The following is a 15,948-nucleotide window of genomic DNA, read 5'->3' as shown; positions in this document are numbered from 1 at the left end:
GGCGCCCCTTTTCCGTCGGCCCGGGCATCGGTCCGGGCATCAGTCCAGATATCCGCGCAGCTGGTCCGCGAAGGCGTGGTCGCGCAGTTTGTTGAGGGTCTTGGACTCGATCTGCCGGATCCGCTCACGGGTCACCCCGAAGATCCGCCCGATCTCCTCCAGGGTGCGCGGTCGCCCGTCGGCGAGCCCGTAGCGGAGCTGGACGACCTTGCGCTCCCGCTCCCCGAGTGTCGAGAGCACCGCTTCGAGGTGCTCGCGGAGCAGGAAGAACGCGGCCGACTCGACCGGGGAGGCGGCGTCCCCGTCCTCGATGAGGTCGCCGAGCGCGACATCGTCCTCCTCGCCCACGGGTGCGTGCAGCGAGACCGGTTCCTGCGCGAGGCGCAGCACTTCCAGGACCCGCTCGGGGGTCAGCTCCAGGTGGACGGCGACCTCTTCGGCGGTGGGCTCGTACCCCCGCTCCTGGAGCATGCGGCGCTGGACGCGTACGACGCGGTTGATCAGCTCCACGACGTGGACGGGGACCCGGATGGTGCGGGCCTGGTCGGCCAGCGCCCGGGACATGGCCTGGCGGATCCACCAGGTGGCGTAGGTGGAGAACTTGTAGCCGCGGGCGTAGTCGAACTTCTCGACGGCGCGGATCAGTCCGAGGTTCCCCTCCTGGACCAGATCGAGCATGGTCAGTCCGCGGCCGACGTAGCGCTTGGCCACGGAGACGACGAGCCGCAGGTTCGACTCGATGAGGCGGCGTTTGGCCATCCGGCCCATGACCACGAGCTTGTCGAGGTCGAGGGTGAGCTGCAGGTCCAGCGGGACTCCGCTGCCGAGCTTCTCCTCCGCGAACAGTCCGGCTTCCACGCGCCGCGCGAGCTCGACCTCCTCCACGGCGGTGAGCAGCGGGATCCTGCCTATCTCGCGCAGGTACTGCCGGAAGAGGTCGGCGGACGGTCCCGCTCCGCCGGAGCCCTCCGCCGGGCGCTTGCGCGGCGTGGGCACCTTCTCCAGCAGCTCCGGGCCCTCCGACTCCTCGGCCTCTCCGGCCTCCTCCTCGTGCATGGCGTCGGCCTCGGGCTCGGGCTCGGGCTCTTCGGCCGCGGGCACTCCGGCGGGCGGGCTGACGGTGACGGTCAAGCTCTGGGTCTGCACGGGGGCGACCTCCACAGGGCTCCGAGGACGGGTGCACCGCACCTCAGTGTGGGGTACGACACATCGCTGCCACGAGGGGCGTGCGACCACTTTCTGGGTCCGGCACGTGACCCATGGTTACCCCTGGACCAGAACCCCGATGCGGATCGGACGCATGTCCGAGGAGGACGGGCCCTCAGGCTCCGACGTGTGGGGGAACCCGGCGGGTGCGATGCTGATCAGCACGATCACCGGTCCAGCCCCCTGGAGGTGTCCGTGCCGCACTCGGACCCGCCTCCGGGGTGGCGTCCCCGGGACAGCCACCCGCCGGCCGGGCCCCTGACGCCCCCGCCCGCTCCGCCGACGCGGCGCAGGACCGCGGTGATCGTGGTCCTCGGACTGTTCGCCGGGGTGATCGCGGTGGCCCTGACCGGTCTGCTGATCACCACCATCGGTCCGGGCGGCGACGGTACGAAGGACCGCGACGGGGAGAGCTCCCCGGCCGCGTCACCCGTCACCGTGGCGTCCCGGTCACAGGCGCTCCCCTCCCGGGCACCCAGCTCCCTGGCACCCGAACCGCGGACCGAACCCGACCGGGGGGCCGTCCACGACGTGAAGATCGACTCGTGCGGGGTGGACCCCACCACGCGCTGGCCCTCCGCCGGGCTGACCATCACCAACAGCGGCGGGCGGACCACCACCTACATCGCGAGCATCGAGTTCCTCGGCCCCACCGGGACCCGGCTGGCCGAGGGCGCGGGCATCAGCAACAGCCTGGCGCCGGGGCAACGGGCCGAAGTGAAGGCCGGAGCTCTCGCCCGGCTGACGGAGAACGAGATCACCTGCAAGGTGATCAAGGTGGACCGGATCACGCCCTGAGGCGGGCCGACGGCCGCGGCCCGGGCCGCTTCGACGCGGACGGCGCTAGCCGGTTCCATGCGGACCGCGCTAGGCCGGTTCGACGCGGACCGCGCAGACCTTGAACTCCGGCATGCGGGACACCGGGTCCAGCGCCGGGTTGGTCAGGGTGTTGGCGCGACCCTCGCCCGGCCAGTGGAAGGGCATGAAGACGGTGTCCGCGCGGATGGCGTCCGTGATGCGGGCCGGGGCGACGGCGCGGCCGCGGCGGGAGGTGACCGCGAGGGGGGCTCCGTCGACCGCGCCGATGCGGGCCGCGAGGCGCGGGTGGAGTTCCACGAAGGGGCCGGGGGCGGCTTCGTTGAGCTCGTCCACCCGGCGGGTCTGCGCGCCCGACTGGTACTGGGCGACCACCCGGCCGGTGGTGAGGAGGATCGGGTACTCGGCGTCCGGGACCTCGGCGGCTTCGCGGTGGATGACGGGCACGAAGCGGGCCCGGCCGTCCTCGGTGGCGAAGCGGTCCAGGAAGAGCCGCGGGGTGCCGGGGTGCTGCTCCCCCGCCGGGCCGGCCTCCGCGGGGGGTGCCTCCGCAGAGCCGGCCTCCCCCGGGCGTGCGGGAGAAGGGCAGGGCCAGAAGACGCCCTGCTCCGCTTCGATGCGGGCGTACGTGATGCCCGAGTAGTCCGCCGGGCCGCCGGCCGAGGCGCGGCGCAGTTCCTCGAAGACCTCCTCCGCGTCGGTCGGGAAGGCCTTCGGCATGCCCAGCCGGGTGGCCAGGCCGTGCAGCACCTCCAGGTCGGAGCGGACCCCCGGCGGCGGGGTGAGGGCCCGGCGGCGGAGCAGGACGCGGCCCTCCAGGTTGGTGGTGGTGCCCGTCTCCTCCGCCCACTGGGTGACCGGGAGCACCACGTCGGCCAGGGCCGCCGTCTCGGACAGGACCACGTCGGCGACGGCCAGGAAGTCCAGGGAGCGGATGCGGTCCTCTATGTGGCCGGCGCGGGGGGCGGAGACCACCGGGTTGGAGCCCATCAGGAGGAGGGCCTTGACGTCCGAGCCCAGCGCGTCGAGGAGTTCGTACGCACTGCGGCCCGGGCCCGGGAGGCTGTCGGGGTCGATCCCCCAGACCCCGGCGACGTGGGCCCGGGCCGCCGGGTCGGTCAGCTTCCGGTAGCCGGGGAGCTGGTCGGCCTTCTGGCCGTGCTCGCGGCCGCCCTGGCCGTTGCCCTGGCCGGTGAGGCATCCGTAGCCGGAGAGCGGGCGGCCGGCCCGGCCGGTGGCGAGGCAGAGGTTGATCCAGGCTCCGACGGTGTCGACTCCCTTGGACTGCTGCTCGGGTCCGCGCGCGGTGAGCACCATCGCGGATTCGGGCGCACAGAACAGGGCCACCGCCTCGCGGAGTTTGGGGACCGGCACGCCGGTGATCCGCTCCACCTGCTCCGGCCAGTGCGCCATGGCGCCCGCGCGGGCCTCCTCCCAGCCGGTGGTGCGCTCGGCGATGAACTCCTCGTCGGTGTGGCCGCCCGCGACGACGAGGTGCAGCAGGCCGAGCGCCAGCGCCAGGTCCGTGCCGGGGCGCGGGGCCAGGTGCAGGTCGGCCTGTTCGGCGGTGCGCGTGCGGCGCGGGTCCACCACGATCAACGTGCCCCCGTTCTCACGGAGTTCCCGGAAGAAGCGCAGTGCGGGCGGCATGGTGTCGGCGGGGTTGGAGCCGACGAGGATGACGCAGCCGGTCCGGGGGACGTCCTCCAGCGGGAAGGGCAGCCCCCGGTCGAGCCCGAAGGCCCGCTGGTGCGCGGCGGCGGCGGAGGACATGCAGAACCGGCCGTTGTAGTCGATCTGCGAGGTCCCCAGCGCGACGCGGGCGAACTTTCCGAGGGCGTACGCCTTCTCGTTGGTCAGCCCGCCGCCGCCGAACACCCCGACCGCGTCGGCCCCGTACGACCGCCGCGTGCGGGCGAGGCCCTCGGCGACGGCGTCGAGGGCCTCCTCCCAGGTGGCCGGCTCCAGCCGCCCTGCGTGGGTGCGGACGAGCGGTTCGGTGAGGCGCACCCGGGAGGAGAGCACGGCGGGGGCGGTGCGGCCCTTGCCGCACAGCGCACCCCTGTTCACGGGAAAGTCGGCCCGCTCCTCCACCGCCACACCGCCGACCGCACCCGGTTCGGGGCGGAGGTTCATGCCGCACTGCAGCGCGCAGTACGGACAGTGCGTGGCGGTGGCAGCGGTGACGGCGTCCGGCGTGTGCATGGAGCCCAGCGTGCGTCGGCGGTGTTACGCGGGCCGCCGCCTCCCGTTACATCTCCGCGTGCTCCGCCTCAGCGCGCCCCGCCGGCTCCGGTGAGGCCCCGCGCATCGGGGGAGGCGGTCGAGGATCTCCACGTACACGATCCGGCCGTCGACGACGCCGACGACCACGACGTCGACGTCGACGTCGACGATCAGCGTGCCCCGCCCGCTCAGGGGGGCGTGTCCGCGGGCCGGACCGTGGCCCGGCGGCCGGGTCACCGGCCCGTCAGGTACTTCACCGTGAGGCCGGCCGTCCAGCCGCCGTCGACCGCGAGCTCGGCGCCGGTCATGTAGCCCGCGGCGTCCGAGAGGAGGAAGGCGACGGCGGCGGCGATCTCCTCGGGGAGGCCGACGCGGCCGAGGGGGGCGCCGGGGTAGTTGCCCTCGCCCGCCTGGATGCCGACCGGGGCCGTCATCGGGGTGAGCGTCATGCCGGGGTGTACGGAGTTGACGCGGATCCGGGATTCCGCGAGCTCCACCGCGCCGATCTTCGACAGCCCGCGCACGCCCCACTTGGAGGCTCCGTAGCCGGCGGTCAGGGCGAGGCCGGTGAGCCCGGCGGCGGAGGAGATGTTGACGATGGAACCGCCGCCGTTCTCCCGCATCAGCGGGATCGCGGCCTTGATGCCGATGAAGACGCCGACGAGGTTGATCTCGACGACCTTGCGGAAGTGCTCGACGCTCTCGTGCTCCAGGAACTGGCCGGTGGCGATCCCTGCGTTGTTGACCAGTCCGTCGATGCGGCCGAACTCGGCGAGGGCGAAGGCCAGGGCCGCGTCCCAGTCGGATTCGCTGGTCACGTCGTGGCGCAGGAAGCGCGCCGCTTCGCCGAGCTTGGCCGCCGTCCCGGCACCCTCGGCCTCCAGGACGTCGGTGATCAGCACCTTGCCGCCGCCGTCCACGACGGCCTGCGCGGCCGCCGCGCCGAGGCCGCGGGCCCCACCGGTGATGACGACGACCTTGCCGCTCAGATCCACAAGAGCCACGGTTCCACACCCCTGACGCACACGACGGACACGACGGACAGCTGACAGCTGACAGCTGACAGCTGACAGCCCTGCGGGCCGGATAGCCCTAAGAGCTATATGACTAATCGGAATACACCGATCGCGGCGTCAGTCTGCCAGAGAGGCCAGCGCCCGCGACACCCCCTCCTCCTTCGGCCCCAGGAACCTCGGCTCCGGCTCGAAGACCGCGTCCAGTGCCGCCTTGCCCGCCGCGAAGACCTCGCGGGCCCCGCCGTAGTACCAGGTCGCGTCGTGGACGTCGGACACCCCGACCCCGTACGAGTCCACGCCCGCGGCCCGGCACAGCGCGACGGCCCGGCGGATGTGGAAGCCCTGGCTGATCAGTACCGCCCGGTGCACGCCGAAGACCTCCCGGGCCCGGACGCAGGAGTCCCACGAATCGAAGCCGGCGTAGTCGCTGACGACACGGGCGTCGGGCACCCCGTGGCCCGTCAGGTACGCGCGCATCGCATCGGGCTCGTCGTAATCGGTACGGCTGTTGTCGCCCGTGACCAGGACGACCTTGACCTTCCCCGCACGGTAGAGCTCGACGGCGGCGTCGAGCCGGCGCGCGAGGTACGGGGTGGGCCGGCCGTTCCACAGCCCGGCGCCGAAGACCACGGCCACCTCGGCGGCGGGCGCGTCGGCGGTGGTCCGCAGCCGGGGCCCGGCGGACGCGTGCGTCCACGCCGAGGGCAGCAGGGCCAGCACGCAGCCGGCCATCACCACCTGCACCGCCCGCCGCCGGGCCCGTACGGTCCGGGGCGGCGTGACCCGTACGGCCTTCAGCCGCTCCCATGCCGCCCCTGGCAGACCTCGTACCGTTGCGCGCCTCAATGCGATCCCCCTACTGGTCCTGCTGTCGGTTCTGCTGTCGGTTTACTGCCGGTCCTGCTGTCGGTCCCCTCGTCTACGGACGCACGGGCGGTCCCGGCGGTTTCCCCAGGTCGCGACGGTGCCCGGCCGTTCCCCGCCCGCAGCCGCACGCCAGGCACCGCGCCGGCCGAGCAGGTCACCGGCGCCCCACGCGCCGAGCGACGGCACGCAGGCGACGGCGGCAGCCCCACCGGACAACAACGCGCTGCCGCGCACCGCACGGTTCGAGAGCCCCTCCATGAGCCCGCCCGTGGATCCCGCATCCCCCGTCCGTCCCCGGCGCCCCACCGCGCGACCGGGCGGCGGCCGGATCACGGATCAGGGAAGCACGGCCCGACCCCACCCTCGCCGTCCACCCCCCTGTGAGCAGGCGGAAAACACCCGTCACCCCGGCGCAACGCAGCCGCAACCTGCCGCACGCAGGATCGGTTCATGACGGAGCCGGCGCACCCTCCCGAATCCCCGCCCCCGCCCTTTCCCCTGCCCCTGCCCCTGCCCCTACCGCACCCCCCGCTGCCGCCCGCGACCACGGCGGAGCTGCTGACCCGGATCACCGCCCAGCTCGGTACGCAGCTCAGCGGTCTGCGCCCCCGACACCACGCAGGAGTCCCCCCATGCAGCAGCCCGCCCTCGTCGCCGTGGCCCACGGCAGCCGCGATCCGCGCGCCCTCCACACCGTCGAAGCCCTTCTCGAACGGGTCCGCGAGCTCCGCCCCCGCCTCGACGTCCGGCTCGGTCACATCGAGCTGAACCACCCGCTGCTGGACCACACCCTCGAACGGGCCGCCGGGGCCGCCGTCCTGGTGCCGCTGCTGCTCGGCCGCGGGACCCACGTCAAGCGGGACCTCCCGGCCGCCACCGCCCGCGCCGGGCACCTGCGGACCCGTGTCGCCGCCCCGCTCGGGCCGCATCCGCTGCTCGTCGAGGCCCTGTACGAGCGGCTCGTGGAGGCCGGCTGGAGCGCCGGGTCGGCGGTGGTGCTGGCCGCCGCCGGGTCCCGCGACCCCGACTCCGCCGCCGATGTGCGGGCCACCGCCCGCCTGCTCTCGGAACGCCTCGGCGGAGTTCCCGTGGTGGCCGCCTACGCCTCGGGCACCGCACCCTCGGTTCCCGCCGCCGTACGGGCCCTGGCCGCGCGGGGCCTCCACCGGGTCGCGGTCGCCTCCTACTTCACCGCCCCGGGCCGTTTCGCCGCAGCGAGCGCCGCCGCCGCACCGGGCCCGGCCGCCGCCCCGCTGGGCGCCCACCCGGCGCTGGCCCGGCTGGTGCTGCAGCGCTACGACGAAGCCGCCGCCGCGCTCGCAGCGCCCGTAGCCCGGGAGCATCCGCTCGAACTGGCCACCGCCTGACGGCCTGGTTGGTTCCCAATCGCTCGGATTGCTCCTCTTGACTCGTCTTGTCGGTTCGTGCGGTTACCGTTTGGACCATGGAAGGCATGGAAGGCACCACCGCACCTGTCCGACCCGATCTCGATCTGCCCGGCGAGCCGTACGATCCCGCCGATACCGAGCGCTGGGCCACCGAGCCCGACAAGCGGCCCGGGCGGACCGCCTTCCAGCGCGACCGCGCCCGTGTGCTGCACTCCGCCGCCCTGCGACGGCTCGCCGGGAAGACGCAGGTGGTGACACCGGGGACGCGTTCGTACGACTGGGACGCGAGTCCTCGTACGCGGCTGACGCACTCCCTCGAATGCGCCCAGGTCGGCCGCGAGCTCGGCGCCGCCCTCGGCTGCGATCCCGATCTGGTCGAAGCCGCCTGCCTGTCGCACGACATGGGGCACCCGCCCTTCGGCCACAACGGCGAGGAAGCGCTCAACGAGTTCGCCAAGGACTGCGGCGGCTTCGAGGGCAACGCCCAGTCGCTGCGCCTGCTGACCCGGCTGGAGCCCAAGCGGTTCGTCCCCGATCCGCAGACCGGCACCCTCGTCAGCGTCGGGCTCAACCTCACGCGCGCCTGCCTGGACGCCGCCACCAAGTACCCCTGGGCGCGCGGGGACCACCCCACCGACCCGGGCTCCGTGAAGTTCGGCGCCTACGAGGACGACCTGCCGGTCTTCGAGTGGCTGCGCCGCGGCGCGCCCGCGGACCGCAAGTGCTTCGAGGCGCAGGTCATGGACTGGTCGGACGACGTGGCGTACTCCGTCCACGACTTCGAGGACGGCCTGCACGCCGGCCACCTCGACCCGAACCTGCTCTTCGCCGAGCCCGAGCGCGCCGAGATCTGGCGGGTGGCCATCGGCCGGTACGTGCCCTCCGACACCGAGCCGGAGGAGCTCCGCGAGGCCCTGGACCGCCTGATGGAGCAGGAGTGGTGGCCGCACGGGTACGACGGCTCGGCCGTGGCCCAGGCCCGGCTGAAGGACGCGACCAGCCAGCTGATCGGCCGTTTCTGCCTGGCCGCCGAGGGCGCCACCCGGCAGGCCTACGGGACCGGCCGGCTGACCCGGTACGCGGCGGAGCTGGTGGTGCCGCGCGAGGCCCGCAACGAGTGCGCCGTGCTGAAGGCGGTCGCCGACCTGTACGTCATACAGCGCGACGAGCAGGAGCGGATCCGAGCCGATCAGCGCATCGTCCTGGCCGAACTCGCGGAGGCCGTCAGCGCCCGCGCACCCGAGGGTCTGGACCCCCAATTCCGTGCCATCTTCGACGAGGCGCCGGACGACCGGGCCAGGAAGCGGGCGGTCGTGGACCAGATCGCGGCCCTCACGGACGCCTCCGCGCGCTCCCTTCACGCCCGCCTCACCCAGCGCGCGCGACGCGCCGAAGGGTGAGCCGATCGGGCCACTCCCCCTTCACGCGGCAGGCTCGGTGCGGGACGCTCGCATGTGCTCGCATGTGGCGCAGAGGTTATGAGGAGGCATCAGGTGGTCGACGCACACCGGACGTTCGTCATCGTCGGCGCAGGGCTCGCCGGGGCTAAGGCGGCCGAAACGCTGAGGTCCGAGGGGTTCACGGGGCGGGTGATCCTGATCGGAGACGAGCGTGAGCATCCCTACGAGCGGCCGCCGCTCTCCAAGGGGTACCTGGCGGGCAAGGAGGAGCGCGAGAGCGTCTTCGTGCACGAGCCGTCCTGGTACGCGGCCTCCGACATCGAGCTGCACCTCGGCCAGCCCGCGGTCCACCTCGACCGGGACGCCAAGAAGGTGGTCCTCGGCGACGGCACGGCGCTGCCCTACGACAAGCTGCTGCTCGCCACCGGCGCCGAACCGCGCCGGCTCGACATCCCGGGCACCGAGCTGGTCGGGGTGCACCACCTGCGCCGGCTCTCGCACGCCGAGCGGCTGCGGGGGGCCCTGGCGAGCCTGGGCCGGGACAACGGGCACCTGCTGATCGCGGGCGCCGGCTGGATCGGCCTGGAGGTCGCCGCGGCGGCCCGTGGGTACGGGGCCGAGGTCACCGTGATCGAACCGGCGCCGACCCCGCTGCACGCGGTGCTCGGTCCGGAGGTCGGCCGGCTCTTCGCCGACCTGCACACCGCGCACGGGGTCCGCTTCCACTTCGGGTCCCATCTGACGGAGATCGTCGGGCACGACGGCTTGGTGCTGGCGGCCCGTACGGACGACGGGGAGGAGCACCCGGCGCACGCCGTCCTCGCGGCGATCGGCGCCGCCCCGCGGACCGCGCTGGCGGAGACCTCGGGCCTGGCCCTGGTCGACCGGGAGCACGGGGGCGGGATCGCCGTGGACGCCTCGCTGCGCACCTCCGACCCGGACGTCTTCGCCGTCGGGGACGTGGCGGCCGCGCACCACCCGGTGCTGGGGGCCCGGCTGCGGGTGGAGCACTGGGCGAACGCGCTGAACGGGGGTCCGGCCGCCGCGCGGGCGATGCTGGGGCAGGAGGTCTCGTACGACCGGGTGCCGTACTTCTTCTCCGACCAGTACGACGTGGGTCTTGAGTACTCGGGGTACGCCCCGGCGGGCGGCTACGACCAGGTGCTGATCCGCGGGGACGCGGGCAAGCGGGAGTTCATCGCCTTCTGGCTCTCGGACGGCCGGGTCCTGGCCGGGATGAACGTGAACGTGTGGGACGTCACCGAGGACATCCAGGCGCTGATCAGGTCAAAGGCGCCCGTGGACCGGGAGAAGCTGGCGGATCCGTCCATTCCGCTTTCGGCCCTCGTTCCCGCAGTGGGGGCCTGACGGGATAGTCGCCGCCCGGCCGTAGACTGGCGCGTGTGGCAGGACGGATCAACGACGACGACGTGAAGGCGGTACGGGACGCGGTCCCGATCGACGCCGTGGTCTCGGAGTACCTCCAGCTGCGCAACGCGGGCGGCGGCAACCTCAAGGGCCTCTGCCCCTTCCATGACGAGAAGTCCCCGTCCTTCCAGGTCAGCCCCAGCAAGGGCTTCTACCACTGCTTCGGCTGCCAGGCGGGCGGGGACACCCTCGACTTCGTCATGAAGATCGACCACCTCTCCTTCTCGGAGGCGGTGGAGCGGCTCGCCGGCCTGGCCGGCATCACCCTGCGGTACGAAGAGGGCGGCTACACCGCCGGCACCAGCGGGCGCGGCGAGCGGATCCGGCTGGTCGAGGCGCACAAGGCCGCGGCCGATTTCTACATGGACCAGCTCGGCAGCGCCGAGGCGGAGATCGGCCGCAAGTTCCTGGCCGAGCGCGGCTTCGACCAGGCCGCCGCCCAGCACTTCAGCGTCGGCTACAGCCCGGCCGGCTGGGACCACCTGACCCGCTTCCTGCGCGGCAAGGGCTTCAGCGACAAGGAACTGATCACCTCGGGCCTGGCCCAGGACAGCCGCAGCGGAAAGCCCATCGACCGCTTCCGCGGCCGGCTGATGTGGCCCATCCGCGACATCAGCGGCGAGGTCGTCGGCTTCGGTGCGCGCAAGCTGCGCGACGACGACAACGGCCCCAAGTACCTGAACACCCCCGAGACGGCGATCTACAAGAAGTCCCAGGTGCTGTACGGCATCGACCTGGCCAAGAAGGAGATCGCCAAGACCTCCCGGGCCGTCGTGGTCGAGGGCTACACGGACGTCATGGCCTGTCACATGGCCGGGGTCACCACCGCCATCGCCACCTGCGGCACCGCCTTCGGCGGCGACCACATCAAGATCCTGCGCCGGCTGCTCATGGACAACGCCACGGCCGAGGTGATCTTCACCTTCGACGGGGACGCGGCCGGGCAGAAGGCCGCGCTGCGGGCCTTCGAGGACGACCAGAAGTTCGCCGCGGAGACCTCCATCACCATCGCCCCCGGTGGCATGGACCCCTGCGACCTGCGCCTGGCCAAGGGTGACGCGGCCGTATCGGGGCTGGTAGAGGCCCGCACCCCGCTGTTCGAGTTCGCGCTGAAGCACATCGTGGCCCGGCACAACCTGGAGAACCCGGCGGGGCGGGCGGCCGCGCTGGAGGAAGCCGCCCCGATCATCAAGAAGATCAAGAACGTCGCGATCCAGCACGAGTCGGCGGTCCAGCTGGCGGGCATGCTGGGCATGCGCGACGAGCAGTTCGTGGTCAAGCGGATCGCCCAGCTCGACCGCTGGGCCCGGGAGCGCGGCAACCAGCCCCAGCAGCAGCGCCGGGGCCAGTCCGGCAACTCCGGCGGCTCCGGCCACTCCGGCCACTCGTACGAGGACATCCCCGCTCCGTCCGCCGGCCCCACGGGCCCCGCGCTGAACCTGCGCAGCCCCGCGCACATCACCGAGCGCGAGCTGCTCAAGCTGGCGCTCCAGCGCCCCGCCCTGGTCTCGCCCGCCTTCGACGCGTACGGGATGGACGAGTTCACCGCCCCGCCCTACGCGGCCGTTCGCCAGGCCATCATGGACGCCGGCGGCGCCTCTCTCGGTACCGAGGACTACGTGACCCGGGTCCGTGACGCCGCCCCGAACGACACCGTCCGCGCGCTGGTCACCGAGCTCGTCGTCGAGGCCATCCACGCCAAGACCGTGGACGAGGTCTACGCCGGGGTCCAGCTGGTCCAGGTCCGCCTCCGCGCGGTCGACCGCCGGGTCCACGAGATCCAGGGCACCCTGTCCCGCCTCGGCCACCAGGACGCGCCGGAGCAACTGGCGGCGGTCCAGGAGGAGCTGTGGGTGCTCCAGCAGTACGGCCGCCGCCTGCGCAACCGCGGCGCGGAAGGCCTCTAGCGTCCGGAAGGCCTCTAGACCTCCGGGTCTCCGGGCCCCTCCACCGAAGCCGCGAGGATCCGCTCGGTGGCGGCCGCACGGGCCACGGCGTCCTCGCCCTCCCCGGCCGCCTCTGTGCCGGGCGCAGCCTGGAGCGGCGCCGCCAGTCCGGCCCGGATCATCGGCACAGCCAGTCGCCGCCCGGGATCCGGGTGCCGGAGCGGGCCAGGTGGCGGGCCAGGGGTGGGGCGGCCAGGTAGACCCAGGCGCGGACGGGGGTGCCGTCGGGGCGCAGGGCCTCTCGGGCGGTGCGGTCGTAGACGTTGGCGGGGTGCCCGGGGCCCGCGTACTCCTCGAGCAGGTCGAGCGCCACGAGGAGTTCCCCGTAGGCCCCGGGGGCCGGGGTGATCAGCTCTCCGGCTATGGCGGAGCCGGGGCGGTCCACCGCGTACGGGTAGCCGGGGCCCTCGTACAGGGCCGCGTCCGGGAGGCGGGCGGGCTCCTCGGCGGCCGTGCGGCCGCGCAGGAACAGGTCGTGGTTGACCTCGCCGGGGCGCAGGGTGCCGTAGACGAAGAACGGGAGCTCCTCCCTCGGCGGAATCGTTCCTTCGCCCTGGCCTTCCGGCCGATCGGCCGATGTCATGCGGGCCTCCCTCGATTCAGGCTGGGCTGCGAACCGGACTCCCGTAGGCCGCGGGCCGGGCCGGAAGTCCCGGATCCGGCCGCGGAAGTCCGCGTACGCACCGCTGTTACACAACCGCCCGGTCCCCGTGACCGGCGCCGTCTACCGTCAGTCTGCCTGCCCCCGCCCCGCCCTCCCCCACCACCCGACGGTTCCGCCTTCCATGACTCGACCGACCCGCCGCAGCCTCGCCGCGGCCGCCCTGCTCTGCATCGGCCTCGGCGGCTGCGCCGCACCCGGGGGCCTCGGGCAGCGCGAGGTCGCGCCGCCCGTGTCCTCCCAGCCCCTGCCCAAGCCGCTGTGGCCGTCGTGGACCGAGTCCCCGAGCTCCAGCGGTACGGCGGTGGCCGGCCGGGAACCTCCGCCGCAGCCGCTCGACGGGGCCCCGGCCGTGGGACCGGAGGGGATCGAGAAGGTCGACGTGGCGGCCGTGCTCCGCGCGGACAAGACGATGAAGCGCTTCGGCAACGGGAAGAAGATCGAGGGCCCGGGCAAGGCCGGGGTCCGGCCGGCCCGGTACGCGGACCTGACGGGCGATGGCAAACCCGAACTGATCGTCGCCGCCGACACCCAGACCGGGCGTTCGATGCTCAGCGTCTACACCGCGGCCGGCGGGAAGGTCGTTCCGATCCTGGCCACCAGCGGCCGGCGGATGAGCGCCGAGATCCTCGGCACCGACCTGCTGGTCCGCACCACCGACGACGACGGATCCGCGCACGACATCCGCTACCACTGGGACGGCCGGCGGATGAGCGTCCTCAGCGACGAGCACAGGTTCGGCAACGCCATCTCCGGCCCGGGCTCGGGCACGTGTCCGGCCCAGCGGCCGTCCGGCTCCGAATCCCCCGCCCCCACGGACCGGGCCGTCAGGTGAAGCGCGCCCTGATCCGCTGCCGCCGGCTCCTGCACTCCCTCGGCCTGCGCTGGAAGATCTCCGTCCTGCTCGCCGTCGGCTGCTCGCTCGTCGCGCTCACCATCGGCATCCTGATCCACGAGGCCCGGGCGAGCCAGGTGGCCGACGCGGCGCGCAAGAGCGCCCTCGCGCAGCTCGTCCGGGTGCGGCAGGTGTACGAGCTCACGGGCCAGCTGGACTTCGACAAGGTCGGGGAGGCCGACGCGCGCCTCGACTGCCCGAGCCTGCCGGAACCCCTGCGGCAGGCCGCCCTCGCCGGGGAGCGCACCACCTACCTCGACCTGCACGGCCTCCATCCGGCGGTGTGGGCCGCCCGGCCGGTCGGCGGCGACCAGATCCTCTCCGTACGCCAGCCGCTGGCGGGGGAACAGGCGGAACTGTGGGAACTGGACCAGAAGTTGATGGCCTTCGGCGCGGTCGTCGTCACCCTCGCGGCGGCCGGAGGGGCGGCGCTGGCCAGTCGGCTGAGCAAGGACCTGCGGTCCGCGGCCGAGACGGCCCGGCGGATCAGCACGGGCGAACTGGACGCGCGGATAGGCCCGTCGGGCGTGCCGGGGACGCGGAACGAGGTGGCCGCACTGTCCGCGGCGGTCGACACCATGGCGGCGAGCCTGCAGCGGCGGCTGGTGGCGGAGCAGCGGTTCACGGCGGACGTGGCGCACGAGCTACGGACCCCGCTGACCGGACTGCACACGGCCGCCGAACTGCTCCCTCCGGGGCGGCCCACCGAGCTGGTGCGCGACCGGGTCTCGGCCCTGCGCGGCCTCACGGAGGACCTCCTGGAGGTGGCCCGGCTGGACGGGGACCGGGAGGTGGCCCAGCTGGACGTCCACCTCCTGGGGCCACTGGTGGAGGAGGTCACCCGGCGCTCGGGGGTGGAGGCGCGGGTCCTGGGCGCCGCCGACGGCACCGCCCGCGTCCGCACGGACGTCCGGCGACTGGAGCGGATCCTGACGAACCTGCTGGTCAACGCCCGCAGGCACGGCAGGGACCCGATCACCGTGACGGTCACCGGGAACACCGTCACGGTCCGGGACCACGGTCCGGGTTTCCCGGAGACCCTGCTGCGGGACGGCCCGCAGCGGTTCCTGACGGGCGCGACCGAACGCGGCCAGGGCACGGGCCTGGGCCTGACCATCGCCCTGGGCCAGGCCCAGGTCATCGGCGCCCGGATCATCCTCACCAACCCCGCCCCCACCGGCGCGGCGGCCACCCTCACCCTCCCGCCGGCGTGACCCCGCCACCCCTTCCGTGCCCGCCGGGGTCCGGGGCGGAGCCCAGCCCTTCGAGCCCCGTCGGCGTGTGAGGCGCTGGGTCCGGGGCGGAGCCCCGGGATACGGAGAAAGGGCGGGGCGGGGACAGGCTCCGCGCAGCGGTGACCCGCGCCGGCGAGGCCGCCGTCACCCAGACGGGGTGGTGCCCCACAGATGCCCCCTCACCCATCCCCACCTGCTGGAACACCCCGCCACCCCCTCCCCCCGGATCAATCTGACACTGCATCAGCAGGCGCCCGCCCCGGCTCCCGGGTTACCTCGGAAACACGACCCCGTGTCCACAGGAGACCCCCCATGCGACGACGCACCGCCCACGTGCTCACCGCCACCGCGCTGACCGCCGCCGCGTTCACCGGCCCGGTGGCCGGCGCGGTCGCCGCCGCGGACCTGGGCATGACGGGCTTCGCGGCCGGCGACTTCGCCCCGCTGGAGGTGTGGCCCAAGTCCGCCGCCCCCGGCACCACCGTCACGGTGAACACGAAGGCCTGCGGCCCGGGCAGTCACGCCGAGGGCGACGCCACCACCGTCGGGGGCGGCCGCTTCAAGCTGACTCCGGGCACCCACAAGGAGGTGGTCGTGGGGCAGTTCCAGGTCGCCCGCGGAACCCACCCGGGCACCCACGCGATCGGCGCCACCTGCGCGAACGGCAAGTTCGCCACCGGCGACCTGATCGTCACCGAGCACGACCGGGCCCCCCAGGGCCACGTGCGCACCGGGGTGGGCGGTGGCACGACCACCACCACCGACCCCGCCAAGATCGCGGCGGGAGCGGCAGTGCTGGCCGCCACCGCCGTCGGCGGTACCTGGTTCCTGCGTCGCCGGGCGAGCGGCACGCGGAACTGACGG

Annotated in this window: 13 protein-coding genes and 1 pseudogene; 8 read left to right on the top strand and 6 right to left on the bottom strand. The window is 73.6% G+C overall.

What is annotated here, in order from left to right:
- Positions 1–39: 39 nt before the first annotated feature.
- Positions 40–1,146: an RNA polymerase sigma factor gene (locus ACFYM0_RS14320; RefSeq protein WP_388500703.1), complete on the bottom strand. Its 1,107-nt coding sequence runs from the start codon at positions 1,144–1,146 to the stop codon at positions 40–42.
- 366 nt (positions 1,147–1,512) lie between these two features.
- On the opposite strand from ACFYM0_RS14320, the gene ACFYM0_RS14315 reads away from it, so the two are divergent.
- The gene (locus tag ACFYM0_RS14315) at positions 1,513–2,004 is read left to right on the top strand and encodes a hypothetical protein (RefSeq protein WP_388500700.1); all 492 of its coding nucleotides are present in this window, start codon (positions 1,513–1,515) and stop codon (positions 2,002–2,004) included.
- Positions 2,005–2,073: 69 nt separating this feature from the next.
- On the opposite strand, the gene ACFYM0_RS14310 is transcribed toward ACFYM0_RS14315, so the two are convergent.
- The 3 genes from ACFYM0_RS14310 to ACFYM0_RS14300 all read right to left on the bottom strand — a co-directional run bounded on the left by ACFYM0_RS14310 (position 2,074) and on the right by ACFYM0_RS14300 (position 5,996).
- On the bottom strand, positions 2,074–4,227 hold the full coding sequence (locus ACFYM0_RS14310) for a molybdopterin oxidoreductase family protein (protein WP_388500697.1): 2,154 nt from the start codon (positions 4,225–4,227) through the stop codon (positions 2,074–2,076).
- 254 nt (positions 4,228–4,481) lie between these two features.
- A complete protein-coding gene (locus tag ACFYM0_RS14305; RefSeq protein WP_388500695.1) occupies positions 4,482–5,252 on the bottom strand; it encodes a glucose 1-dehydrogenase in 771 nt (256 codons plus the stop codon).
- A gap of 129 nt (positions 5,253–5,381) precedes the next feature.
- The gene (locus tag ACFYM0_RS14300) at positions 5,382–5,996 is read right to left on the bottom strand and encodes a vancomycin high temperature exclusion protein (protein WP_250752247.1); all 615 of its coding nucleotides are present in this window, start codon (positions 5,994–5,996) and stop codon (positions 5,382–5,384) included.
- Positions 5,997–6,581: 585 nt separating this feature from the next.
- Between ACFYM0_RS14300 and ACFYM0_RS14295 the strand changes: the two are divergent.
- The 4 genes and pseudogenes from ACFYM0_RS14295 to dnaG all read left to right on the top strand — a co-directional run bounded on the left by ACFYM0_RS14295 (position 6,582) and on the right by dnaG (position 12,254).
- Positions 6,582–7,498 (top strand): annotated as a pseudogene (locus ACFYM0_RS14295) (sirohydrochlorin chelatase).
- Between the two features lie 77 nt (positions 7,499–7,575).
- On the top strand, positions 7,576–8,919 hold the full coding sequence (locus tag ACFYM0_RS14290; protein WP_388500693.1) for a deoxyguanosinetriphosphate triphosphohydrolase: 1,344 nt from the start codon (positions 7,576–7,578) through the stop codon (positions 8,917–8,919).
- A gap of 93 nt (positions 8,920–9,012) precedes the next feature.
- The gene (locus ACFYM0_RS14285) at positions 9,013–10,287 is read left to right on the top strand and encodes an NAD(P)/FAD-dependent oxidoreductase (RefSeq protein ID WP_388500690.1); all 1,275 of its coding nucleotides are present in this window, start codon (positions 9,013–9,015) and stop codon (positions 10,285–10,287) included.
- A gap of 35 nt (positions 10,288–10,322) precedes the next feature.
- Entirely contained in the window at positions 10,323–12,254 is a 1,932-nt protein-coding gene (gene dnaG / locus ACFYM0_RS14280; RefSeq protein ID WP_388500687.1) for a DNA primase, read from the top strand.
- 14 nt (positions 12,255–12,268) lie between these two features.
- Here the strand turns inward: dnaG and ACFYM0_RS14275 are convergent, their stop codons facing one another.
- Both ACFYM0_RS14275 and ACFYM0_RS14270 read right to left on the bottom strand, forming a co-directional pair.
- Positions 12,269–12,415, bottom strand: a complete 147-nt coding sequence (locus ACFYM0_RS14275; protein WP_388500684.1) for a hypothetical protein — start codon at positions 12,413–12,415, stop codon at positions 12,269–12,271.
- Positions 12,412–12,876 carry a gamma-glutamylcyclotransferase family protein gene (locus ACFYM0_RS14270; RefSeq protein WP_388500683.1) on the bottom strand — a complete coding sequence of 155 codons (465 nt, stop codon included), beginning with the start codon at positions 12,874–12,876 and terminating at the stop codon, positions 12,412–12,414. The genes ACFYM0_RS14275 and ACFYM0_RS14270 overlap by 4 nt, the downstream gene beginning before the upstream one ends.
- Positions 12,877–13,078: 202 nt before the next feature.
- Here ACFYM0_RS14270 and ACFYM0_RS14265 point away from each other — a divergent pair, with 202 nt between their 5' ends.
- The 3 genes from ACFYM0_RS14265 (at position 13,079) to ACFYM0_RS14255 (ending at position 15,945) form a co-directional block, all read left to right on the top strand.
- Positions 13,079–13,789: a hypothetical protein gene (locus tag ACFYM0_RS14265; protein WP_388500680.1), complete on the top strand. Its 711-nt coding sequence runs from the start codon at positions 13,079–13,081 to the stop codon at positions 13,787–13,789.
- Entirely contained in the window at positions 13,786–15,063 is a 1,278-nt protein-coding gene (locus tag ACFYM0_RS14260; protein ID WP_388500677.1) for an ATP-binding protein, read from the top strand. The genes ACFYM0_RS14265 and ACFYM0_RS14260 overlap by 4 nt, the downstream gene beginning before the upstream one ends.
- 333 nt (positions 15,064–15,396) lie before the next feature.
- Complete coding sequence (locus ACFYM0_RS14255; protein WP_388500675.1) at positions 15,397–15,945, top strand: hypothetical protein; 549 nt, start codon at positions 15,397–15,399, stop codon at positions 15,943–15,945.
- Positions 15,946–15,948: the final 3 nt, after the last annotated feature.

This window comes from Streptomyces sp. NPDC006487 (assembly GCF_042870555.1).
Classification (GTDB): domain Bacteria; phylum Actinomycetota; class Actinomycetes; order Streptomycetales; family Streptomycetaceae; genus Streptomyces.
This window is presented reverse-complemented; position numbering and strand designations above follow the sequence as displayed.

Bases quoted from the DNA above. Each gene is read 5' to 3' on its own strand.
- ACFYM0_RS14310 (WP_388500697.1), bottom strand. From the start codon at position 4,227: ATGCACACGCCGGACGCCGTCACCGCTGCCACCGCCACGCACTGTCCG.
- ACFYM0_RS14300 (WP_250752247.1), bottom strand. From the start codon at position 5,996: ATGGCCGGCTGCGTGCTGGCCCTGCTGCCCTCGGCGTGGACGCACGCG.
- ACFYM0_RS14290 (WP_388500693.1), top strand. From the start codon at position 7,576: ATGGAAGGCATGGAAGGCACCACCGCACCTGTCCGACCCGATCTCGAT.
- ACFYM0_RS14275 (WP_388500684.1), bottom strand. From the start codon at position 12,415: ATGATCCGGGCCGGACTGGCGGCGCCGCTCCAGGCTGCGCCCGGCACA.
- ACFYM0_RS14270 (WP_388500683.1), bottom strand. From the start codon at position 12,876: ATGACATCGGCCGATCGGCCGGAAGGCCAGGGCGAAGGAACGATTCCG.
- ACFYM0_RS14265 (WP_388500680.1), top strand. From the start codon at position 13,079: ATGACTCGACCGACCCGCCGCAGCCTCGCCGCGGCCGCCCTGCTCTGC.
- ACFYM0_RS14255 (WP_388500675.1), top strand. From the start codon at position 15,397: ATGCGACGACGCACCGCCCACGTGCTCACCGCCACCGCGCTGACCGCC.